Genomic DNA, 21,776 nt, shown 5'->3' with positions numbered 1-21,776 from the left:
ATTTAGAAGATTTCCGCAAAGTTTTGGCGAATATAATTCACTACTATTGATTTCGTTTTACCTTGGGACTGGAACTTTATTCAAAATTGATGAAATAACCCCATCAATTTGTACCCCATCTAGCATTGCTTCTGGTTTAAGGATGAAACGATGGCGCAACAAAGGAGGTGCAACAGATTTTACATCATCAGGAGTGACAAAATCTCTTCCTGCTAGATAGGCAGCTGCTTGGGATGTTTGCAACCAAGAACCAGCCGCACGAGGGGATGCACCTAATGTTAAATCGGGATACTGTCGCGACGATCTTACCAATGCCAAAAGATAGTCAATCGTCGCCTCAGAAACTTTGATTTCTCTAACAGCTTGTCGGGCTTCCAAAATTTGCTCTACGGTTGCGACTGGTTGCAAACCAGAAATATCCATTCGTCGTGCGGCAAATCCTGCTTGACGATTGAGTAACATTTGCTTTTCTGCAGCTTGATCTGGGTAATCGACCACCAGTTTAAATAAAAATCTATCCAACTGAGCTTCTGGCAAAGGGTACGTCCCTTCAAACTCTAGGGGATTTTGCGTTGCGATCGTCCAAAATAAATCTGGCAAAGGCAAGCTTTCACCATCTAGCGTGACTTGCGTCTCTTCCATTGCTTCCAACAGTGCTGCTTGCGTTTTTGGGGGAGTACGGTTTATTTCGTCTGCAAGCAATACTTCTGTAAACACCGGTCCCTTTTTTAAGCTGAAACTGCGGGTCGTCAAATCAAAAATATTTGTACCTGTTATATCTGAAGGTAAAACATCTGGCGTCAGTTGAACGCGGCGAAAATCAGCTTGAATGAACTGCGCCAACACTTTGACTAAAAGAGTTTTACCCGTTCCCGGTACTCCTTCCAAAATAACGTGTCCACCTGCTAGCAGTGCTACCAATAACTGCTGTATCAGGGTAGATTGACCGACAACAACTTGATTGAGTTCTTGATTAAGGCGATTTAATACAGGATTGCTTGAATTCATTTATTGATACAAAATTACACAAAATAGAAGAATTATCTGTTTGTGAAGAACAGACATAATACTTATCTCACATAAGCATACTGATTTTTGTTATATGTTAGGAATGGGTTAATTGGCTACTGTGTAGTTATATGAGTTTTTCTTATGTCGCTGTCTTCTTTGTCAATAACTATAATGACACTATGGCTTTTTGCGATCGCGAGCTTCACTTATTAGAATTTCGCTATCGTGGTTTTTTTCACTTAGCCAGTTCCTTCAACGCATGACGAAACTTCTGGCTACCTTCCCGATAAATGGCCATTGCTTTCTCAAATTCAGGATCGTAAGGACTAAGCTGAATTCCATGTTCAGTTTCCGTCACAAATAAAGTATCTCCTTCAAAAAGGTTGAGCTTTTCTAACAACTCCTTAGAAAATGTCACCCCTACTGAATTACCAATTTTGTGTAACTTTAAGGTCTGGATCATTAAAATTACCCCAATGTAATTACGAGTGTAACTACAATTTTAGCCTTAAATTACCAACTCCCCAAAGTTTTTAGCGATCGCTTTCTAATTTTTTAGCCAATTGATGACTATTGTATGTACGTGGTTCTTTTTTCAGACAGTTTATTTGCACAAAAGTGATTGGGCGTTTCTCGAGCTTGAGATCCTCAAAAGGCTTTTGCTAGAGTTGAATGCGAGTTCCTCGACTTTCCATAACCATTAACCATTAGCCATTAGCAATTAGCCATTAGCAATTAGCCATTAGCAATTAGCCATTAGCTCTTCACAAGCTTGTTGGCAATGCTCGTAATTCTCAGAGCTTATATCCGCATTGCTAAAATACAATTGCTCGTAAGTGGTAATTAAAGTTTCATATAAGATTATTATAATGTCTACTCAAAAACCGAGTTCCGAGCAAAGAGCTTGCGATCCCACTACACCTAGTAGCGAACTACGTCAGCTTGCCCAACAAAGTTCCTCTCTTGCTCAGTTAGTTGCAAAAAACCCTGGTGCTGACTCTGAATTACTCTCTAAATTAGCAGTATCCCCAGACCGAACAATTCGTCAAGCAGTTGCTCTTAATCCTAATATATCTAAAGATATTTTTCTAAATTTAGCTGAAGAATTCCCGGAACAAGTGTTAGAAAATCCAATTTTTCCTCTTCTTTGTCTGGAAGAAACAAATATATTTGAAGATTTATCTGTAGAAGCATTGCAAGGTTTGTTAATGCAGAATAACGTGCCAAAAATACTACTTGATTTTGCGTCACAACATTCCGATCGAACAGTGCTAATGACACTCCTTATGAATCCTCAAACTTCTAAAAATTATTTAGAAAAAATTGTTCATAATAAATATTTTGATGTAGAAGAAGGTTATATTTCTGCTCAAAGAGATCCAATGTGGGGGGACGGCGGCTATGACGGCGAATTTGAGGCATGTGACGCTTCATGTAACCTTGAAATTGCTGAGTCCGCAAAACTACATATCAACTGGGTAGAGGAAATTGATGAAGACATTGATGCAGTGGTACAAGCATCAATTCTTAAAACAACTCTTAACTCGTCAAACGAGCAACTATTGTGGGAAATTGGTGTTCTTCCTGAGTTTGTACTGCCAATATTAATGCCAGAAATGCTTGAAACAATTGCCAAAAATCCATATACTGCTCTATCAGTTTTAGAACAGCTATCAGTATCTCCAAAAAAATATGTACGATGTTACGCTGCTGAAAACCCAAACATACCTTTAAATATATTAGAACAATTGGTGGGTGATGATTCTGTAGAAGTTCGCCAATCAATTACTCTTCATCCTAAATTATCTTTCAAGGCATTGCAAAAGTTCTGCTTACAGCAACAAGCAGTAGCAGATGTAAATGCAACTGTTAATTTACTGACAGAACTTGCTAAAAGTCAATGGTTACTGATTCGGCAACGGGTTGCTTATCATGCCAATACACCAGTAGAAATTTTAGAACAGTTAGCAAGAGATGACGATTGGAGAGTCAGAAAAATAGTAGCTAGTCATAGCAAGATTTCTACTAAAATTTTAGAACAATTGGCGGAAGATAAAAGTCAAGAGGTTAGAGTATCTGTAGCAAACAATCATCATACTCATTTACAAACTTTAGAAAAATTGAGTCAAGAAAAAAATTGGAGAGTTCGTGCAGCAATAGCAGAAAATCCCAATGTAACTGTTAATTTATTAAATGAGTTATTAGCAAAGCGTCATGAAGCTATTTTGCTAAAAATAGCTAAAAATCCTTCAACACCACAAGATATTTTGCAACGAATAGCAACAGATGAAAAAGATTATATCCGTGATGCTGTAGCAAAAAATCCTAAGACTTCTGGGAAAATTTTAGCACTACTAGCTCAAGATAAGACTTTTTTTGTACGTGAAGCTGTTGCTTGTCATGCAAATGTACCGGAAAGTGTTTTGGAGTATTTGAGCAGAGATTCAGAAGTAAACGTGCGTTTGTTTGTCAGTCAAAATGCCAATATTTCTAGAATGACTTTAGAAAAACTAGCAAAAGATAGCAATAACCATGTTCGAGAAACCGCTAATTTTATACTAAGATCTGATTGTTTCTGTCCCCATGATGTTAAGCTAAAATTAGGATCTTACGATCGCTTTAATATAGAGTTACATACCGACACTCCCACAAGTATACTGGAGCAGCTATTAAACTATCCTTATGGAGAATTCGTGCGTTTTGCGGTAGCTTCTCATCCGAATGTCACTTTTGAGCTTGTAAGACAACTGGCGCAAGATAAATTCTATGCAGTTAGAACGGCAGTTGCTACCAACAACAAAACACCCTTAGAAATATTAGAGCAGTTAGCACGGGATATAGACTATAAGGTGAGACAGGCAGTTGCTGCCAACAACAAAACATCCAGTAGCATTCTCAAGCAACTTGCAAAAGATAATCATGGAGATGTTCGTGGAGCTGTAGCTTACAATCCAAATACTCCCATAATGCTTGTTATAAATTTATTACAAGATAAGGCTGATTGTAGAACAGATATTGTATATGCTGGTAGATTCGTTGAATGTGTTCGGGAATTAGCGGTAGTAAATCTTGTCTATCATTTTACTCAAGACCAAAACCTATCTGGAGATATACTTACAAGATTAGCTCTTGATAAAGATTGGCGCTTGGGCATAGTTGTTGCCCGTCATCCTAACACTCCAAAGCAAGCCCTAGAACTATTGGGAAAACATTCACATTGGCAAGTTCGTGCTACTGTTGCTTATAACTCAAATACACCTGTAAACGTTTTGCTGCAATTGATAGAAGATGAAAATTATATTGTTGCAGAAGAAGCGATACTGAGTTTGAGTTGGCTAGCGGACGATCGCGATATTATCAAACAGTTTGTAGCCGTAAACAATTTGAAAACTGATGCAGATAGCCTTGCAGAACTTGCTAGTAGTAATTCTTTGCCAATTCGCGTTCTTGTTGCCCGTCATTCTAACACTCCAGCTAATATTTTAGAACAATTAGCAGCAGATACGTGCCTTGATGTTCGCATGGCTGTTGCTCAAAACCCCCATACACCCATTGATTTGCTCAATAGTTTCATAAATAATTCAGGAGAAAACCAGCAGCTGAGAACAGCCGCTATCAAAAACCTCCTCGATCGCAAAGTAGAAACTGCATCAGCACTTCTAGAACAATATGCAGGTTCCGATCGCCTGACTTTTGCTCGATTGTTCGTTTTGTTACATCCAATGGCTCCTAAAGCACTACTTGCAAAACACTTTCGTTCTTGGTATTGGTTGGAGCGATATGCCATAGCTCAAAATCCCAGAACCCCAACGGAAATTTTACAGCAACTTGTCCAAGACGCTAACCGTATAGTTCGTGCTACAGCTAAATCTCATCTTGCTCATAAAACACAAGATTCAGCTTAACTACACTTACAATAGTGTCCAAAAATTTGCAGTCTACTGACATAAGTTCCCACCCTACTGTACTTACTTCGCAGAATCAAAAATCTGTTGCGCTGTTAAATCCAATTCGGAAAATATTGCCGATTGTATGCGATCGCTATCTCGAAAGAGAGTAACTTGGTACTCGTTTTCTATCAAATTGTAAACAGAGATAGTTGGTTGTTTGGGATTACCTATAAATCTCCTTCCGCCTAAAGCAGCGTAGTCTACTATCCAATATTCTGGAATACCTATCATTTCATATTTGCTTAGTTTCAAATAATAGTCGTCTTGCCAGTTAGTACTGACAACTTCAATAATTAATGGAATTGATATGGGTTGGCAGACTGTCGATTCTTTTTTCCACAAAGGCTCATTGACTAAGTTGTCACTATTTAATATTAGAATGTCAGGTAAATATCCTGATTCGTTGTCTAGAGGTTTTACTATCGCTTGATTGGGAATGAAGTACGGAAGTTTTAAACGTTTGAATTCTACAGTTAATTCTCCTGCTAAAAAGCCTTTGACTTGTTCGTGTTCGCCAGACGGTGGTGTCATTTCAACAATTACTCCATCATGAAGTTCATAACGACGCTCGGAATTGTCTGGATACCAAGCTATAAATTCTTCAAAAGTGATTTGTTTGGATCGAGCTAGAGCCATTTTCTCACCTCTTTGATTTGTGAAATATTAAGTAGGGTAAGCAATACCCTCTTGGTGGATATTGCCCACCCTACAGTGTTGATAATTTTTACAAATGATTTAGAATTGCTATATCTTCTGCCTTATTATTCTCCATTTTTCCAGCCAACTTATCAGTTCTTTTTCACTCAATCGACGTTTTTGCGATTGTAAGTTTAACACTTCATCTAATTCTGTAGCAGCAACCCCTGTCTGTTGTACCCAAGTATTGACTAAACTTGGACGATCGAGTAACTGCTGTCCCAAACCCAAAGATTTTTGGAGTTGCAGTTGTTCTTCTTTACCAACCATCTCCACTACAAAGTCCCTCGATTCAGCTTTTTGTAAAACTCCTGCTAACGCTTGAATATAAGCTTCGCTGTTATCAACAACAGGCGTCTCTAAGGAGACTGGTTTGCCAAAGCGTCGGTTTTGTCCCCAAATCAGTACTACTAGCAGTACACCTCCTTGGACAAAAGCTGGCATTAGGGGAGTTTGTGCTAAATAACTCCATATATCCCCTTTGCCTTCTTGTTTCCTAACACTGGGTTCTTTATAACCGTGAATATACTCGTCTACAAATAATAAATTATCTTTCTGAGTGACTAAATCTGCTAAATATTGAAAATTCGCTTGATTCTCTTGGTAAGCATTAGCACCTAAGTAGGAAGGAATCACAAAAATCGCTGTTCCTTTACCGTATTTTTCTTCCCACACAATTGCACCAAAGCGATCGCCCAAACTCACTTTTTCTCCTTTCCGAAGCGGGTGCCGCCGCCGTGTATCAATCTTGACTTGACCTGCAGGAGATTCTTGCATTGTGGTGAACTTTGCAGCTGTTACGGGTTCGCTCACTCCCACAATGATTAAGCGATTCCCCTTTTCTACCCATTCTCGCTCATAATCGTATGAAGAAAGTTGTCTTTGGTAACCGTTTATTTGGACAAAAGTGATTGGGCGTTTCTCGAGCTTGAGATCCTCAAAAGGTTTTTGCCAGCGTTGAATGCGAGTTCCCCGACTTTCCATATAAGCATACCAAGCCCCATATCCTTCGGGATAGAGGCTGTAAGTGGAACCACTATGATGTTTACTGGTAGTTGGCGCTGATATAACAGTTAGTAATACAAGTACACATAATACCAATGCCCCAATCCAAACAAGACGGTTTGAGCGTTTCATATATATTGGCTAATAGCTAATGGTTAATGGCTAATGGCTAATGGCTAATGCTAAGAGGACAATTAGCAATTAGCTATTAGCAATTAGCTCTTCACAAGCTTGTTGGCAATGCTCGTAATTCTCAGAGCTGATATCCGCATTGCTAAAACATAATTGCTCGTGAGTGGTAATTAAAGTTTCATATGGTTGTACGGGGGTGACAGACATTTGTAGCAATTGTAAATACTCTCCGTCTGTACGACTGGGCTTGTGGGGAAGAACGCCGCGATCGTGTAAATGTTGTAACATAGCAAAGTACAAACAACGACAGGCTTCTCTAAAATCTCCCTGACGGTAAAACTCTTGCGCTCGCGCCAACCATATCGCTACCGATTGTTCGCTTTCTTTGCCTTTACTACTAGAACGACTTGAATGACTGATTCTTGCTAACCAAGAATAAAGATAGGGGTTGAGTTCTTGCCACAACCGCCAACTAACCCATAGTAAGAAGAAACTGAGTAACAGCCAAAATATAAAATTGAGTACGTCAAACAGCCAAGGGCTTATTTGCCATCCACTAGGCAGATCTGGTTTAAATTGGAAACCAGAAAACTGATATTCTATCCATTCTCCAACTTGTTGTTGCAATTGAGAGATCTGCCAATTCCAACTTGTTTTTTCAAAAGAATCTAAGGACATAGAAAAATATGGGGAGGGTGTACGGGCGTTAGGTATTGCGCCCCTACTAACAGCCAACAACTAACAACTAGTGACTAACTTTCTGTCCTTTGTATCATGACCCACCCAAGAGCGACAAGCAGCGCACCGGATGCCAAAAATCCTAAATCCCAAATTAACTCGTGGGGTCCGGGTTTCACGTGGTGAATGCCGAGAATATGATGGTCAATGACACCTTCAACCAAGTTGAACAATCCAGCGCCAATGAAGATAGAGCCAAAGTAAAGGTTTGATGACCAAGGAACATCATTGTGTCGTCCCGCCCTCCAGAGCAAAATAACTCCGATCGCAGTCATTATCCAGTCAAAAGCATGGAACAAGCCATCCCAAAGCGTGTTTATATCTATGTTAGAGACTGTGGTTGGAGGTCGAATGCTGCTTAACATATGATGCCATTGGAGAATTTGATGCAGGACTATGCCATCAAAGAACCCACTTAGACCTATACCTAGAAAAATTCCAGCAACAAGCAATGGTGTGCGACGATCTCTTTTTCCGCTTTTGTCTTCCATCCTCCACCTCACATCATTTACTGTCTCCTCAGGATAAATCTGTCTTCCCAGCTCAATCCTCTACCCAAAGACACTTACTGCGGAAGAATTGAAATTTACTCAGTTCTTGCTAGTATCTACAGTTAGGGAAGAAAATAGAGGCATAAAAAAGCAATTTTCATATGACCATTTATTTTTACAAGGTTTGGCAGCCTTACGGCTGTTTTTCTAATTTTTCGTTTCACTCCATCCGAATCGATGGTGTTTGCTGGTCTACAGTTGAGCACTATTATCAAGCTCAAAAGTTTGTCGGAACACCAGATGCGGTAGTGATACCTCTTATCTATGTTGCCGAAACGCCAGAACAAGCGGCGGCGTTAGGTCGCGATTGTACTCGCCAGGTTCGTCCTGACTGGGAGGCAGTCAAAACTCAAGTTATGAGAGAAGCGGTTCTCAAAAAGTTTTTAACTCATGCTGATATTAGAGAAATTCTTTTGACCACGGGTGACCAATCGATTGTAGAAAATTCTCCCACCGATTATTTTTGGGGATGTGGAGCCAAAAATACAGGTCAAAATTACCTTGGCAAAATTCTGATGAGCGTGCGTGAAGAGCTTCGTACTTTACCATCCTTGTCCTCAAGGGTTTCTGAATCTCTGAGATTTCAAGTTTCTAATTGAACCAGAGATTGTACCGTAGGTATATATTAATCTTGGTGCAATTATTCCATGTTTTGGCAAATCTCATGAAACAGATCCTCAATCCAGTCAGTAATTTGACAAAAAATATCAAATTACTCATTCTGTCGCTTGTGATGGTAATTCTTGCTTCTTCCATGTTTGCTGTACCTGCTCTGGCTACAGGTGTAGATCAAATACCGGATATCACACCAGGTAGTACTTGGGTTATCGATCGCGGTGAAGTTCTTAGCCGTTCTAACGAAGGCAAAATTAGCACTGCTTTTGAAAACTTGGCAAATAAAACTGGAAATGAAGTGAGATTTGTTACAGTTCGCCGTCTTGACTATGGTGAAACACCGGAAAGCTTTACAAAACAACTCTTTCAAAGATGGTTTCCCACAAAAGAGCAATCGGCAAATCAAACTCTCTTGATGATTGATACCTTAACCAACGGTGTCTCAATTGTGACTGGTGACAAAGTAAAATCTTTGTTGTCAGATGACATTGCTAAAAGTGTAGCTTCTGAAACCCTAACAGCACCATTACGCGACGGCAACAAGTACAATCAGGCGTTTTTAGATGCAAGCGATCGCATAGTTGCCGTCTTATCGGGGGAACCCGATCCGGGACCACCCCAAATAGCTGAGAAAGTACAGGTGGAAGGCACCTTCACAAAAGCAGAAGATACCGATCAAGGTAATGCAACTGCTTGGGTGATAGGGCTTCTCATTGCTGCAACCATTATTCCAATGGCAACATACTACATTTACCAGATCAATCAGCCATCATCTAATGGTTAGTGGTTAGTGGTTAGTGGTTAGTGGTAACCACTAACCACTAACTGTTTAATCCTGAACATAGTCTTGCCCTGTCACCAAAGCAATCTCAGCGCGGATGAATTCCCGACCTAAGTAAGCAGCATGGTCTAGCTGAGTGACCGGACAGGGTTGAGTTTCCTCAAAGATTCTAACGCAGAGTTCTTTTGCTGTTCTGCCACTGAATACTATACTGTGGGTCCGTTCTACTTTTCCCCGTGCGGGAATCACTTGTCCTGTTTCAGGATCGACCGCTAAGCCGCGATCGTCAATCACATTTGTATAATGCTTGGCACAAATTAAACCTTCTTCCCGATTCACGTAAATAATAAAATATCCACCGGGGTCAAGGTCAATATGACGTTGAGAAAGCTTTTCATCAATTAACGCTAAATTTGAAACAGTCAAATCCATATTCACCTTAAAATTAACGTTCAAAAATGGGAGTTTTTACCTTTACTTAACCCCTTCTTAAGTTTAGATATTATGTTGTACTTTTAGCAGGTGTCGTTCTCCTTTATCCTTCATTTTTCATCCTTTTGACTAAATGGCAACTCCGCATTAATTCCCTCAATCTCCTGCTGTTCGAGTTCGTTAACTTGATTGATATAGGGACGCAGAATCTGTGACAAACGATTATTGTAAAAGCGGTGTAAGCTATGATTGACGGTAGCTGGAAAACCCCGACGTTTTTTATGCCGTCCACCTGCACCGGGGTCAAATAATTGAACGCCGTTTGCGATCGCCCATTCTATTGGCGCGTAGTAGCAAGCATCAAAATGCAAACAGTCAATTTCTTGAAAAGAACCCCAATAGCGTCCATACATTTGGTCATCTTTAACCAAGCAAAAAGACATTCCTATTGGCTGACGGTTATCTTGTTCGTTGTAGGCGGCAAAAAACACAACCCGATGGCGGTAATGAGTGTGCAGTTGTTCAAAAAACCGCTTTGTCAAGTACTTGCTACCCCACCAACCAAATTTATCACAAGTATCTGCGTAGAACTGGTACATGAGGGGAAATAAGGATTTTGGAATTTCATCACCAAACAAAGGCTGCAATTTCAAACCAGCTTTTTCCACCGCTTTACGTTCGCGCTTAATATTGCGACGTTGATTGGCATTGAAAACTGACAAGTAATCGTCAAAAGTATTAAACCCAGAATTTTGCCAAATGTAGCTGTGATGCAGCCAAGGGGTAAAACCTTGACTTTCGAGGATGGGACGCCATTGCGGATCGACATAGAGAAAATGACAGCCAGAAATACGGTGTTTGGTACAGAAGCCGTCAATTTCACGTACCATCATTGCTGTAATGTCATGCTCATCTTCTCCTGGCGCAATTAAAAATCGATAACCTTCAGCAGGTGTAAAGGGCGACATTCCCAGCATTTTTGGGTAATATTCTACACCAATACGTTGTGCTAAGTCAGCCCACTGATGATCGAAGACAAATTCGCCATAGCTGTGCCCTTTAATGTACAAAGGCGCAGCTGCTATAAGTATTTTGTCACGCCATACAGTTAAGTGATTTGGCAACCAGCCAGTATTAGCAGTAGCACTTTGGGAGGTTTCAAGATTATTCAGCCACTCCCACTCTAAAAACGGGGTTTTGAGTGGTAAAGCCAGAGCATCCCATGCATCTTTGGGTACTTCAGCAATTTTGTTGTTCCAAGCAACTGAATAACGAGGCTTTATTTGTTCCAACATTTTTACAGTAAATACTAAGCAAGATGCCAATTTTGGGTGTGAGCGAGTAATTCTGGGAAAAATTCTTGAAAATCATTGTCCAGATCCCGCTCGTGTGCGATCAATTCGCTGACAGCTAGGTTTAAAGTGAAGGGCTTAGACAACCGCGTTGACAGTCTGTAAGATATCCTCCCAATGGTCTTTTCTACACCAGCTAAATTGCGATAAGACCCCAACCAGTCCTCAACAGCCATCCGATTTAAAATCTCTCTTACGGGTATGGGTAGTTGCCCTGGGTAAGCCTGAAATGACTCATATATTTGAGTTGTAAACTCATCAAGCGGTATGTTTGAGTACACAAACCAGTTTTTGGCAAGAAAGTAATCGTAAAAGACATCTACCAGTATTCCAGCAAATCGTTTATATTCTTGACAAATTCTGCTTTTGCTGCATTGAACGATGGAGTGACAATCGGTAAATTTATCAATAAAATTATGGCATTCTATACCTCGCCGGATACCTAAGCTCAAATTCTGGCGAGCTGAACCTTTAACTAAATCAGCAAGGAGGTTTCCCAAGCGACTTTCAACGTTCTTTTCTGACAAAAACAAGTGGGCTAGCCAGTTCATAAAAAGCTTGTAGGTTTGGAAGTGATAACGCTGTCTTTCTATAGAGGAAAAACGACGCCGAAATTTTGGTAGAGGTTAAAATACCTAAAAAAGTAATTGTATTAAATTTTAACACTATTCTTTTGACCTCTTGAAAAAATAGTGCAGAAAAACCTCTTGTTCGATGGTGCGAACTTCTAATAATTGCAAGCTCGGCGCTAGCTCGGGGAAAAACCCCTTTCCTTCCACTGGTGTAGGTGCGGTTGTACCACCTAAAATCAACGGACAGATAGTGAGCCAAAATTCATCGATTAAATCTGTATCTAGCATCGAGGAGACTAACTCGCCACCACCCAAAACAGCCAAACGTTTTATGCCTAAATTGTTCAAATGTTTTAAACCAGCTTCCATGTCGATTTCTCCTGTTGTTTTTTCAAAAACTAGTATTTGCTCAAAATCCGAACGTTCTTTCCAAAAAAGCGATCCTGCTGATGTGGTTAGTAACCAACGGCTAATTTTTTGCCTAAAAAAGCGCATTTCCGGATTTAGGTGCCCAGAAGCTGTAATTACTATTTGTATCGGCTGGGGCGGCTTTTCCGCACGAGCTCGTTGTTGCAGCAGTTGTGGGTGTGATACGGTGATTGTTGTACCGTAGGCGCGGAGAGTACCAGCACCAAATATGACAGCATCAGCCAAAGCAATTTGTTCTTCGAGGTGGGCTTTATCAGTTTTTGAACCAAAGCGAGCAGGCGATCGCGTGACATCTGATATTTTGCCATCTGCGCTCATTGCTAAGATTACTATGGTATGTGGACGGTCTTGCACAGTTTAATTGGATTGATTGTTTTTATGTTTTCAAAGAAACCTGTTACTTTTAACAATACAATGCCGGAAACTTTCTATTCTCAAATTTCATCATGATGATTTGCGCGTAAACGATAGTTGCACGAACAAGCATTTTTATGAGAGTTTGTATACTTCATTTCTTTTTCCTATTGAACTTTTTTATATTTTAAATAGGATCGTAAAATAGGAAATTTTGTAACTCAAGAACAATAGCAACTTTTTTGAGTTGCTGCTGTGATTGGCACATAATCAAGAGAGACGCCGATGGCTAAACCCCGTCAATCATCTTTTCGGAGAATTTTAGTATCAAAGATTTTGCTACTGTCAGTTCCAGTTTTATTGATAGGGGAGATTGTAGCTTATAAAAAGGCCCGCTCTAGTCTGCTGGAAACAGCGCGGCAAAATTTAACAGAAAGTGCCATTATTAAGGGCGAGAAGCTTATAGAAGCGAGTGCTGCTTTAAAAATCAATTTAATCAACGCAAGTCAAACAACGACTGTGCGAGCGGGTTTACCTATAGAAGTGCAGAAATTTCTAACCAAAATTGCAAAACAACTACCCAAACAAATTGATTGCATTCAATTAATCGATCCCCAAAGTAATGATATCTTAGCTAGTACTTGTGGTCTTAAATCGTTTGGAGAGGTAAAATTTCCTTTTGCCAGTGAAGGCTTTAACGTCGAAACTATATTACCACCAAAAGTCGGAACAACGGGTCAAAAAGATATACGAAATAATCTGCAACTCATGCTATCTGCACCCGTGTATGATAGTGAAGAAAATATGCGTTATGTCTTGAGATTTAAATCAGTCATAATGCAACAAAAAATTAATAATAAACTGGGATTGTTAACCGGTTCTACTGTCATTATTTCTGATGATGGGACTATCCTAGCACATCCAATAGCATCCCGAGTTGGAACGAATATAGAACAACATGCCGATGCTGCAAGATTGAAAAGCATTGTTAAAAACGCTTTGGTAGGAAAGCAAGATTTCCTACATTTGTTTTTTGAAAATGAAGGGGAAGAGTTACTAGCAGGATATACAGCAATCCCAAGCCCCGTCGTTACAGAAGGACAAAATAAAAAATGGGTTATCATATCAGTCACTAGTTTGGATGATGCTCTTTACGGGCTTCAAGACATAAAAATTATTCTTGTCGTTTTAACATTTGGTTTGGTTGGAGCAAGTGTATTAGCTTCATTGTATGTAGCTCGTTATTTAGCACAACCTGTAGAAAAACTAAGAGACTATGCTTTAAATCTTCACCTCAACGAATCTACACAACCAGTACCTGATAATTTCCAAATTCGTGAATTTAACCAATTAGCCCAAGCCCTGCATCAAATGTTGAGTCGCCTTAAAATTTGGGCAAAAGAGTTGGAATTAGCATGGAAAGAAGCCAAAGATGCCAATCAGGTAAAAACGCAATTCCTAGCAGCAACATCCCATGAATTAAGAAATCCACTTAACATCATTATCAATTGCGTTCGTATAGTAAGAGAAGGTATGTGTGATGACAGAGAAGAAGAACTAGAATTTCTCAAGCGTGCTGATGATACAGCAATTCACTTGTTAGGCATTATTAACGATATTCTTGATATTTCTAAAATAGAAGCAGGCAAGCTATCAGTTGTTCTGAAACCTGTAGATTTAACACAAATTTTAAAAGATGTTATCAACATACAATCTGTTAGCGTGCAAAAAAAAGGTCTGCAATTAAATATCCCACAGTTAGAAGAAATTCTACCCGTTAATGCTGATTCACCAAAGCTAAAACAAGTACTTATTAATGTTATTGGCAATGCTACCAAGTTCACCGAAGAAGGAAGCATTACAATTTCTACAGATATTCAAAATCGTGATGACAAAGCTGAGGTTATTATAAAAGTTAAAGATACAGGTATAGGGATCGATCCCACACAACAGTCAAAACTTTTTCGTCCCTTTGTTATGGTAGATGATGCCAATGCTCGTAAATTTGGAGGTACGGGATTGGGTCTGGCAATATCGCGCAACTTAATGGAACTTATGGGAGGTACTATTACCCTTGAAAGTCAGGGTAATAATTCGGGAACAACAGTGACAATAACTTTGCCTTTAATTGATGTTTCTTTATTAAGCGGCTCTGAAGACCAAGAAGGTTCAAACAATAAGAATATATCTTCACAAAATAAACAAGTAACAACAACGCAAGTAGGAGATACAACTCCTAAAGGGAGCTTCTTACCCTCCAATTTAAATAAAGAAATTAAAAATTCTAAATTGAGAATGCAAAATATAAAATCCTAATGCGTTAGTCGTTAGTTATTAATGGTCTGTAATATATGAAAGGTTTACCAAATTTTATTCCTTATACAGAAACACATTTCCCATCTTGGTTGAGAGATTCTGTTAAAGCAGAAAGAATTTGTACTAATTCCGTACCAACCCAACCAGATGAAGTTTCTGAGGGAAGATTATTGAGAATACAATGAATAAAGCTATTGCACACAGCCTTTAAGGGTTCTGCTTTTTCTATTTCTAAGACTTCTTGTTTTTGATTGGTAGGAATAAATTTGTTTTCTCGTTGTTCAAATTCTCCATGTAGCAAGGTTAGCCCTGATGTAGGGGACATTTCATCAAAAATGAGACTGCCACGACTGCCTGCAATTCCCAGCCGTCGTTGTTTGTCAGAATTTAGCCAGCATAAGTGGATATAAACTTGAAAGTCATTTGGGTATGTCAGCGTCACCCACACTAAATCTGATAGCCCTGGTTGCAACCAAACTTTACCCTTAGCCTCAACTTTTATCGGTACTTGATTCAGCCATGTATTAAAGATAGCAATATCGTGAATGGCTAAATCCCACAATGTATCAACATCTTGACGAACTGGCCCTAAATGTGTACGGGCAGCATATCCGTAACGTAAGTCACCCAATTGACCTGCTTGAACGACAGCTTTTCCTCTTTCAACAGCTGGATGAAATAAGTAGGTGTGGTCAACCATCAACTGTCGTTTTTGCTGCTCTGCGAGTTGGCAAAGTTCTTGGCATTCATTAGGGTTAAGAGTGAGAGGTTTTTCTGCTAAAACGTGGTAACCCCAACGCAAAGCATCAGAAATCAGGGAGTAATGAGTACTTGCAGGTGTAGCGATCGCCACTGCTTCTAAATCTTCCATTTGCTGTAGTGCTTGCCACTCAGTCGTAAGTAGTACCGTGTCATCTAAGTGGTACTGCTGTTTTATCTCTGCCAACCTTTCAGAGCTTGGATCTACGACTGCTTTGACTTCAGCTTGCGGATGTTCGAGAAAATTCCGCAACAGATGTACTCCCCAACGTCCAATACCGACGACAGCAATTTTAATCATTTCATTGATAGATAGTAGTTAGTAGGGGCGCAAGATACTGCGTCCGTATGTGGTTAGCGATTATGAGTTATTGAATCAATGCTCAGCTCTCAAGAGTCAAGTGTCAATATATTTTTTGCTAAACTTTTTATACTTAATCTTGCTCGTCTTCACCACAAACCACTAACCAATCAAGATTGTTCTTGAGTGTTCAGTGAGAGAAAAGCAACTTTTGCTGCTGCTTGTTCTGCTGCTTTTATTGAACGCCCTTTCCCTTCTCCAAGCTTTTGTCCGTGCAGCCATACTTCTGCAAGAAAACGTTCTTGAATGTGTTGTGGTTGAGTTTTTTCAACCACTCGATATTCTGGTAGTACTTTATACTGAGCTTGCGTCCATTCTTGTAGAGCAGCTTTGTAGTTTAGCCTTGCGGGATCGAGACGGATTTCTGTAGTCAGTTGTTTGAAATGAGGGTCTAGCCAGGGACGGATCAGTTCAAGACTTTGAGTACTTAGATACAATGCTCCTAAAACTGCTTCAAAAGCGTCTGCAAGTCGAGATTCTTGACCAATTTTGTCTGCTGTAGCACTTCCTGCGACTAGCAAGTATAGCTCCAAACCATATTCTCTTGCTAGTTGGGCAAGAATGCGATCGCTCACTAATACCGAACGGATTGCTGCAAAATCTCCAACCGAGCAATCTGGGTAACTTTCCCACAAGACAACTGCTGCGACCAAACGGACAACAGCATCGCCGACAAACTCAAGCTGTTCGTAGTTAGCTGACTCAGAGACTGTGGGATGAGTCAATGCTAAATCCAGCAATTGCCACTTTATAGGTGCTGCTGTTGGCAGACCTAATTTTCGTACTAAACTTTCAAGCTGCCTTTGACGGCGTGGATAAGCAAGACTCATTGGTCACTGATCGCTGGTCATTGGTCACTAGTAACTAATTATTAATAAGGAGAGAGTCGGACATAAGCCGGGTTCTGTTCTCTAATGTAAAAATATTTTGCCAAACATTCTTACATTTTAAGGGCAGTTATCTATCTGGGACGCCTGTTACCAGACGCCTCTAGCGGCTCTTTTTTACGGAACTGGTAAAAGACCAACCGTAGTTCCCTTACCTTGCTCCCAACCGGGGTTTACCGAGCCACGACCTCTCAGTCGTGCTGGTGCGCTCTTACCGCACCTTTGCACCCTTACCAACTGAATTCAGAATTCTGAATTCTGAATTCTGAAAACTTTTCATCATTCATCATTCATCATTCAGAAGGCGGTATTTTTCTGTGGCACTATCCTCACGATCGCTCGCACTGGGCGTTACCCAGCAAGTCTGGTCTTTCGGGAGCCCGGACTTTCCTCAAGCTAGCTTTCTTCAAGCTAACCTGCAACCGCCTGCGCCTACTCTCTCCTTATAACCAGTGTAATCTTGGTTGACTGAGAAAGTATGAACGTTCGACGACATTAAGCATAAAATTCGTAATTTTTTTGCTCTAGTACCAGTTTTCTGACAGATTGTCTTATTTTTTACCTTCTCTTATTCCAAGGGAGCGCATAAGTCCAAGGAAGCTTTCTGACTGTAAAGGGACAGTTGACAACGCATACGGGAGGGAAATCCCTACCTGGCGCAAGACCTACATATTTACTAGCCAGTCTTAGTACCAAATTCAGGGAAAATTCAAAGTTGCGTTTTCTGTCCATGAACTTGCGGAATTCTTTTTTCTGTGCCCGAATAGGGCTGGATTTCCATTTTAGGACATTGGCTATTGATGCTTCATCTCGTGCTTTATAGATTCTCGTTTCCATATCTAGCTCGAAAACACTTTCTGATGAGATTTTTTCCTTTAAGGTTGTTTTTGGAACAATTGCACTCGTCACCTGGGGAACTGCTAAGTCACGAATTATAGCTGGTTTGTCTACTGGAGTTTCGCGCATTACACGCCGTGAAACTCCATCAAATTCCATAAAAGTACAGTTGTCCCAGTCTACGTATACGATGATATCCTCAGATTTATTTTCAATATTAATAGATAAGTCTTTTGGATCTTTTATGGAATACATTGGTTTCAGGGAGAAAGAGACTCCAATTGCGTCTTTAAGTTCTTGTTCTTTTAGTTGTTCATCTACCTTTGCTTTGTTGAACTCCAGTTTTATTTGGTCATCAATAGAGTCAACCATTTGGTTGAAAGTATAAGTAATGCCAATGACGTAAAGTGTTAAGATCAGTAAATTTGAGTCACCATCTCTCATATTTTCTATATAGCCTCCTATACTTCTGCTTGAATGTTAAACTCGCTTGTCAAAATCACTATTAACTTTTGAGAAGTTCTGGAACCAGCCTTTCTGCCAGAAAATGACAACCATAGTAATTGCGATCGCTCCCATAACACCCAGACAAAGAAAGTAGCCCCAGTGCCAATTAAGTTCGGGCATATTGTAAGGGGATTTTTCTGTATTAAAGTTCATACCATAAATTCCGGCAATAAAGGTGAGTGGAATAAAAATTGATGACATAACCGTCAAAAATTTCATTACCTCATTCATCCTGTTACTGACAGCCGAAAGATAAACATCCATTAACCCAGATGTCAGTTCCCGGTAAGTCTCGATCGTATCAATGACTTGTATCGTGTGATCGTAACAGTCTCGTAGATACATTCGCACTTCGTCCCGAATTAATTCATTGCCATCCCTAATCAGTGAATTGATGGCATCCCGTTGCGGCCATATATAACGGCGTAGTTGCAATAATTCTCTCCTGATTTCATAAATTTTTTGCAGTGTTTGTTGAGTGGGATTTTCAATGACTTCGTTTTCTAACTCTTCAATGCGATCGCCAAAACGTTCTAAAACCGGAAAAAAACCGTCTACGATTGCATCTAGGACAGTATAGGCTAGATAATCTGCCCTACGCTTGCGGATAATACCTTTATTTTGGCAAATTCTTGTTCTCACCCCATCCAAGCAATCATATTCTGGTTCTTCTTGTACCGAAAGTAGGTAATTTTCCCCCAACACCAGACTGACTTGCTCGCTGTGAAAGCCTTCTTCTGTGGTTTTTGGCACAACCATTCGGCAAATAATGACTAGTTGAGCTTCATATTCCTCTATTTTTGGACGCTCTACCACATTGACTATATCTTCTAACACCAGAGGATGCAAACCAAAAACCTTACCCAATCGCCGCAAAACATCTTCATCTCCAAGACCTTGTACCTCCACCCAGGAAACAGATTCTGTATCTAAATAAACAGCACACTCTTCTGGAGTTACTGTTTCCTTACGAACAATATCAATAGCTTTATAGTCAATTAAAGATATTTTTGGCGGTGGAGAACCATGAGGAATATAGAGAAATCCGGGTATAGTTCCCGGTTGGTGATAGTATCTCTCTATGGGAGATGGACTGACCTCTTGAGAGGAAGGGCGATTCTTTCTTGCCGTTGTAGGCCGTTGGCGAACTTTACCTGCCATTTTAGGAGATTGATGAACTTTTTTTGCCATTTTAGAAGATCGACCCACTTTCTTTGGCATGAATATTTTTAACTCGTCACTAGTATGAAAAAACAGCTTGTTGCGAGCGGACAACTTGCTTTATAAATCTTTGCAAATATTAAAAAAACTTACATTGGCGTTTCATTCAGTAATTTCCGAGAAATATGTACCCAAACCCCTCTCCTAATACTGCAAGGGCTCTCGAAAATTGTCGCGAGAGACAAGCACCTTGTAGGGGAGGAAAAAACGGCAAAACCCAACAAGTATTACCAGTTATTGTTGGGATAGGACATTACCAAGAACACCTGAAACAATCTTTTGTCCGTCTTGCTCCAAGTAAACACAGCGAGCTGTGCTCATCCCGCAACCGCGAGTATAGTAATAGCCCCAAATACAAGGAACAAGAATGAATTCCATTACAAACACTTCATCTATTCGTCGCACTCTACAGTATATAGAATGGACTCTTTTAGGTGTATATCTAGTTCTTATAATAGTAAATCGGCGAGAAAATAGTTATTTATCACTGCCAATACCAACATTTACCTCATTTGCTTGTCTGACTGCACTGACTGTTTTAAGTTTTTTCTTTCCACTCAATCGTCCCATGTGGCAAAAGAAAATTTATATTTTTTTAGAGATATTATCGGTCATGCTTCCCAGATCGGTCGATGTCAATTTTGAAATTTTACTCTATCTTATAATTGCAAAAAGTTGCTTCTTAATAGAACGTAAATTTATTGTTATAATTGTAATCCTCTCAGGAATTATTTGGAACTCCCTCTTAGTTTGGAGTTTACCCCAAAAACTCAAGTTTAAACGTTCCCACCTGGCTCAACAAATATCTGAATTATATGATACTAAATTCAGCATTACTAAAGAAATTATCAATGATACAGGTGGATATTTAGCAGCAAGTACTTTTGTGCTGTTATTTTCCTTTGTAGTTATTGCAGAGCAAAAAAGCAGGCAAAAAGCAGAAATTTTAACCAAACAAGTAGAAACCTTAGCTGCTACTTTGGAAAGAACACGCATTGCTCGTGAAATTCATGATTCTTTAGGGCATTCTCTGACAACTTTGGATGTGCAGTTAGAACTAGCTCAAAAACTTTATCAACGCGATCCCATTCAATCTGCAAAATCTTTGGATATTGCAAAACAATTAGCAAATCAGTGTTTAAGCGAAGTGAGACGGTCAGTACAAACAATGAGACAGTCTAACTTTAATTTGAATGAATCATTGAGTACTTTAGTAGAAAATGTCGGCAGAAATCAATCATTTGTTATTCATCTAGATGTAAAACTTCCACAAATACCCGTTCAAATCAGCCATCAACTCTACTGTATAGTTCAAGAAGGTTTTACTAACATTCAAAAACACGCCTCAGCAAGTTTTGTCAGTCTCAAAGGTTATCAAACATCAAGTGGGATTATTATAGAACTGACGGATAACGGACAGGGATTTGAAGTCAGCGCACCACACTCTGGGTTTGGGCTGAGAGGAATGAGAGAGCGAGTTCACATTTTGGGCGGAGAAATTAAAATCAACAGCGCTCTCAATTCCGGAACTCAGATTCAGGTAGTGATTCCAATCTAAAGATGAAGAATAAACTATCGAGTATAAATATTAAAGGATAATTTTTCATCCATCGTTTATCCCTTTTCCAAGATGATTCGAGTGTTGCTTGTAGACGATCAACCACTTTTTCGCCAAGGATTAGCGTCTTTACTGTCTTTAGAAGAGGATTTGAAAATTATTGGACAAGCGAGTCACGGAAATGAGGCTATTGCTCTTAGTGAAAGTTTACAACCAGATGTTATTCTTATGGACGTAAGAATGCCCATCTGTGATGGTGTGGTTGCGACTCGCGAAATTCACCAGCGTTTTCCTTGGATAAGAATTCTCGTGCTGACAACGTTTGATGAAGATGAATATATTTGGGAATCGCTACAAGCAGGCGCACTCGGTTATCTTCTAAAAAGTACCCCCTCAGCCCAGCTGGCTGCAGCAATTCGTACACTTCATCAAGGACATTGTCAACTAGGTCCTACAATTGCTTCAAAAGTCTTTGCCCAGTTACGCCCCCCAACAGCTAACAAGCAAAATACAGTACAGTATCGTTTAAGCGATCGCGAATTAGAAGTTTTGACTTTAATTGCTCAAGGCAAAAGCAACAAGGAAATTGCCAAAACGCTATTTCTTACAGAAGGAACGGTGAAGAATTACGTAACTCAAATTCTGGGACGTTTGGGTTTGAGAGATCGCACGCAAGCTGCTTTGTGGGCAAAGGAAAATTTAATAATTTAAA

20 protein-coding genes and 1 other RNA gene are annotated in these 21,776 nt (G+C 39.8%); 6 read left to right on the top strand and 15 right to left on the bottom strand.

Annotated features, from left to right (window positions below):
* Positions 1 to 57: 57 nt before the first annotated feature.
* Together HC643_RS19210 and HC643_RS19205 are read right to left on the bottom strand one after the other, a co-directional pair.
* A complete protein-coding gene (locus HC643_RS19210) occupies positions 58 to 1,008 on the bottom strand; it encodes an AAA family ATPase (RefSeq protein WP_038083435.1) in 951 nt (316 codons plus the stop codon).
* A 238-nt stretch (positions 1,009 to 1,246) separates the two neighbouring features.
* Positions 1,247 to 1,474 (bottom strand): AbrB/MazE/SpoVT family DNA-binding domain-containing protein, encoded by a 228-nt coding sequence (locus HC643_RS19205; RefSeq protein ID WP_038083433.1) that lies wholly within the window; start codon positions 1,472 to 1,474, stop codon positions 1,247 to 1,249.
* Positions 1,475 to 1,880: 406 nt separating this feature from the next.
* Here HC643_RS19205 and HC643_RS19200 point away from each other — a divergent pair, with 406 nt between their 5' ends.
* Positions 1,881 to 4,916, top strand: coding sequence for a variant leucine-rich repeat-containing protein (locus HC643_RS19200; RefSeq protein ID WP_038085564.1), 3,036 nt, complete (start codon positions 1,881 to 1,883; stop codon positions 4,914 to 4,916).
* Between the two features lie 63 nt (positions 4,917 to 4,979).
* Here the strand turns inward: HC643_RS19200 and HC643_RS19195 are convergent, their stop codons facing one another.
* From HC643_RS19195 to HC643_RS19180, 4 genes are all read right to left on the bottom strand, one after another.
* Positions 4,980 to 5,597: a Uma2 family endonuclease gene (locus HC643_RS19195; protein ID WP_038085563.1), complete on the bottom strand. Its 618-nt coding sequence runs from the start codon at positions 5,595 to 5,597 to the stop codon at positions 4,980 to 4,982.
* 108 nt (positions 5,598 to 5,705) lie between these two features.
* Positions 5,706 to 6,794, bottom strand: coding sequence for a DUF4350 domain-containing protein (locus tag HC643_RS19190; RefSeq protein WP_038085562.1), 1,089 nt, complete (start codon positions 6,792 to 6,794; stop codon positions 5,706 to 5,708).
* A gap of 69 nt (positions 6,795 to 6,863) precedes the next feature.
* The gene (locus HC643_RS19185; protein WP_038085560.1) at positions 6,864 to 7,472 is read right to left on the bottom strand and encodes a DUF4129 domain-containing protein; all 609 of its coding nucleotides are present in this window, start codon (positions 7,470 to 7,472) and stop codon (positions 6,864 to 6,866) included.
* Between the two features lie 74 nt (positions 7,473 to 7,546).
* Positions 7,547 to 8,023, bottom strand: a complete 477-nt coding sequence (locus tag HC643_RS19180; protein ID WP_038085558.1) for a DUF2243 domain-containing protein — start codon at positions 8,021 to 8,023, stop codon at positions 7,547 to 7,549.
* Positions 8,024 to 8,184: 161 nt separating this feature from the next.
* Between HC643_RS19180 and HC643_RS19175 the strand changes: the two genes are divergently transcribed.
* Together HC643_RS19175 and psb32 are read left to right on the top strand one after the other, a co-directional pair.
* Positions 8,185 to 8,682 (top strand): NADAR family protein, encoded by a 498-nt coding sequence (locus HC643_RS19175; protein WP_038085555.1) that lies wholly within the window; start codon positions 8,185 to 8,187, stop codon positions 8,680 to 8,682.
* Between the two features lie 65 nt (positions 8,683 to 8,747).
* Positions 8,748 to 9,482 carry a photosystem II repair protein Psb32 gene (psb32, locus tag HC643_RS19170; RefSeq protein ID WP_038085553.1) on the top strand — a complete coding sequence of 245 codons (735 nt, stop codon included), beginning with the start codon at positions 8,748 to 8,750 and terminating at the stop codon, positions 9,480 to 9,482.
* 45 nt (positions 9,483 to 9,527) lie between these two features.
* On the opposite strand, the gene HC643_RS19165 is transcribed toward psb32, so the two are convergent.
* From HC643_RS19165 to HC643_RS19150, 4 genes are all read right to left on the bottom strand, one after another.
* Positions 9,528 to 9,911 (bottom strand): DUF4346 domain-containing protein, encoded by a 384-nt coding sequence (locus HC643_RS19165; RefSeq protein WP_038085551.1) that lies wholly within the window; start codon positions 9,909 to 9,911, stop codon positions 9,528 to 9,530.
* 110 nt (positions 9,912 to 10,021) lie between these two features.
* A complete protein-coding gene (locus HC643_RS19160) occupies positions 10,022 to 11,206 on the bottom strand; it encodes a GNAT family N-acetyltransferase (RefSeq protein ID WP_038085549.1) in 1,185 nt (394 codons plus the stop codon).
* Positions 11,207 to 11,220: 14 nt separating this feature from the next.
* Positions 11,221 to 11,814 (bottom strand): acyl carrier protein phosphodiesterase, encoded by a 594-nt coding sequence (locus tag HC643_RS19155; protein WP_038085547.1) that lies wholly within the window; start codon positions 11,812 to 11,814, stop codon positions 11,221 to 11,223.
* Between the two features lie 114 nt (positions 11,815 to 11,928).
* A complete protein-coding gene (locus tag HC643_RS19150) occupies positions 11,929 to 12,618 on the bottom strand; it encodes a RibD family protein (protein ID WP_072040762.1) in 690 nt (229 codons plus the stop codon).
* A gap of 285 nt (positions 12,619 to 12,903) precedes the next feature.
* On the opposite strand from HC643_RS19150, the gene HC643_RS19145 reads away from it, so the two are divergent.
* Entirely contained in the window at positions 12,904 to 14,934 is a 2,031-nt protein-coding gene (locus HC643_RS19145) for a HAMP domain-containing sensor histidine kinase (RefSeq protein ID WP_038085542.1), read from the top strand.
* Positions 14,935 to 14,995: 61 nt separating this feature from the next.
* Here HC643_RS19145 and HC643_RS19140 read toward each other — a convergent pair whose 3' ends face one another.
* From HC643_RS19140 to corA, 5 genes are all read right to left on the bottom strand, one after another.
* Positions 14,996 to 15,994: a Gfo/Idh/MocA family oxidoreductase gene (locus HC643_RS19140; protein ID WP_202048633.1), complete on the bottom strand. Its 999-nt coding sequence runs from the start codon at positions 15,992 to 15,994 to the stop codon at positions 14,996 to 14,998.
* A gap of 170 nt (positions 15,995 to 16,164) precedes the next feature.
* Positions 16,165 to 16,884, bottom strand: coding sequence for a ribonuclease III (gene rnc / locus HC643_RS19135; RefSeq protein WP_038085540.1), 720 nt, complete (start codon positions 16,882 to 16,884; stop codon positions 16,165 to 16,167).
* Between the two features lie 48 nt (positions 16,885 to 16,932).
* Positions 16,933 to 17,380, bottom strand: an RNA gene (gene rnpB, locus HC643_RS19130) — RNase P RNA component class A.
* A 119-nt stretch (positions 17,381 to 17,499) separates the two neighbouring features.
* Positions 17,500 to 18,222, bottom strand: a complete 723-nt coding sequence (locus HC643_RS19125; RefSeq protein ID WP_038085538.1) for a hypothetical protein — start codon at positions 18,220 to 18,222, stop codon at positions 17,500 to 17,502.
* A gap of 36 nt (positions 18,223 to 18,258) precedes the next feature.
* Complete coding sequence (corA, locus tag HC643_RS19120; RefSeq protein ID WP_167844712.1) at positions 18,259 to 19,476, bottom strand: magnesium/cobalt transporter CorA; 1,218 nt, start codon at positions 19,474 to 19,476, stop codon at positions 18,259 to 18,261.
* A gap of 397 nt (positions 19,477 to 19,873) precedes the next feature.
* On the opposite strand from corA, the gene HC643_RS19115 reads away from it, so the two are divergent.
* Together HC643_RS19115 and HC643_RS19110 are read left to right on the top strand one after the other, a co-directional pair.
* Positions 19,874 to 21,064: a sensor histidine kinase gene (locus HC643_RS19115; protein ID WP_038085536.1), complete on the top strand. Its 1,191-nt coding sequence runs from the start codon at positions 19,874 to 19,876 to the stop codon at positions 21,062 to 21,064.
* Positions 21,065 to 21,136: 72 nt separating this feature from the next.
* Positions 21,137 to 21,775, top strand: a complete 639-nt coding sequence (locus HC643_RS19110) for a response regulator (RefSeq protein ID WP_038085532.1) — start codon at positions 21,137 to 21,139, stop codon at positions 21,773 to 21,775.
* The last annotated feature ends 1 nt before the right edge of the window (position 21,776 follow it).

This window comes from Tolypothrix bouteillei VB521301, from assembly GCF_000760695.4.
Lineage (GTDB): Bacteria > Cyanobacteriota > Cyanobacteriia > Cyanobacteriales > Nostocaceae > Scytonema > Scytonema bouteillei_A.
Note: the sequence above shows the minus strand (reverse complement) of the source record. Positions and strands in the feature narration are given on the sequence as shown.

What these genes read in the sequence shown, in the direction of transcription:
- HC643_RS19210 (WP_038083435.1), bottom strand. Translation starts at nt 1,008, where the DNA reads ATGAATTCAAGCAATCCTGTATTAAATCGCCTTAATCAAGAACTCAAT.
- HC643_RS19205 (WP_038083433.1), bottom strand. Translation starts at nt 1,474, where the DNA reads ATGATCCAGACCTTAAAGTTACACAAAATTGGTAATTCAGTAGGGGTG.
- HC643_RS19200 (WP_038085564.1), top strand. Translation starts at nt 1,881, where the DNA reads ATGTCTACTCAAAAACCGAGTTCCGAGCAAAGAGCTTGCGATCCCACT.
- HC643_RS19195 (WP_038085563.1), bottom strand. Translation starts at nt 5,597, where the DNA reads ATGGCTCTAGCTCGATCCAAACAAATCACTTTTGAAGAATTTATAGCT.
- HC643_RS19190 (WP_038085562.1), bottom strand. Translation starts at nt 6,794, where the DNA reads ATGAAACGCTCAAACCGTCTTGTTTGGATTGGGGCATTGGTATTATGT.
- HC643_RS19185 (WP_038085560.1), bottom strand. Translation starts at nt 7,472, where the DNA reads ATGTCCTTAGATTCTTTTGAAAAAACAAGTTGGAATTGGCAGATCTCT.
- HC643_RS19180 (WP_038085558.1), bottom strand. Translation starts at nt 8,023, where the DNA reads ATGGAAGACAAAAGCGGAAAAAGAGATCGTCGCACACCATTGCTTGTT.
- HC643_RS19175 (WP_038085555.1), top strand. Translation starts at nt 8,185, where the DNA reads ATGACCATTTATTTTTACAAGGTTTGGCAGCCTTACGGCTGTTTTTCT.
- psb32 (WP_038085553.1), top strand. Translation starts at nt 8,748, where the DNA reads ATGAAACAGATCCTCAATCCAGTCAGTAATTTGACAAAAAATATCAAA.
- HC643_RS19165 (WP_038085551.1), bottom strand. Translation starts at nt 9,911, where the DNA reads ATGGATTTGACTGTTTCAAATTTAGCGTTAATTGATGAAAAGCTTTCT.
- HC643_RS19160 (WP_038085549.1), bottom strand. Translation starts at nt 11,206, where the DNA reads ATGTTGGAACAAATAAAGCCTCGTTATTCAGTTGCTTGGAACAACAAA.
- HC643_RS19155 (WP_038085547.1), bottom strand. Translation starts at nt 11,814, where the DNA reads ATGAACTGGCTAGCCCACTTGTTTTTGTCAGAAAAGAACGTTGAAAGT.
- HC643_RS19145 (WP_038085542.1), top strand. Translation starts at nt 12,904, where the DNA reads ATGGCTAAACCCCGTCAATCATCTTTTCGGAGAATTTTAGTATCAAAG.
- HC643_RS19140 (WP_202048633.1), bottom strand. Translation starts at nt 15,994, where the DNA reads ATGATTAAAATTGCTGTCGTCGGTATTGGACGTTGGGGAGTACATCTG.
- rnc (WP_038085540.1), bottom strand. Translation starts at nt 16,884, where the DNA reads ATGAGTCTTGCTTATCCACGCCGTCAAAGGCAGCTTGAAAGTTTAGTA.
- HC643_RS19125 (WP_038085538.1), bottom strand. Translation starts at nt 18,222, where the DNA reads ATGAGAGATGGTGACTCAAATTTACTGATCTTAACACTTTACGTCATT.
- corA (WP_167844712.1), bottom strand. Translation starts at nt 19,476, where the DNA reads ATGGCAAAAAAAGTTCATCAATCTCCTAAAATGGCAGGTAAAGTTCGC.
- HC643_RS19115 (WP_038085536.1), top strand. Translation starts at nt 19,874, where the DNA reads ATGAATTCCATTACAAACACTTCATCTATTCGTCGCACTCTACAGTAT.
- HC643_RS19110 (WP_038085532.1), top strand. Translation starts at nt 21,137, where the DNA reads ATGATTCGAGTGTTGCTTGTAGACGATCAACCACTTTTTCGCCAAGGA.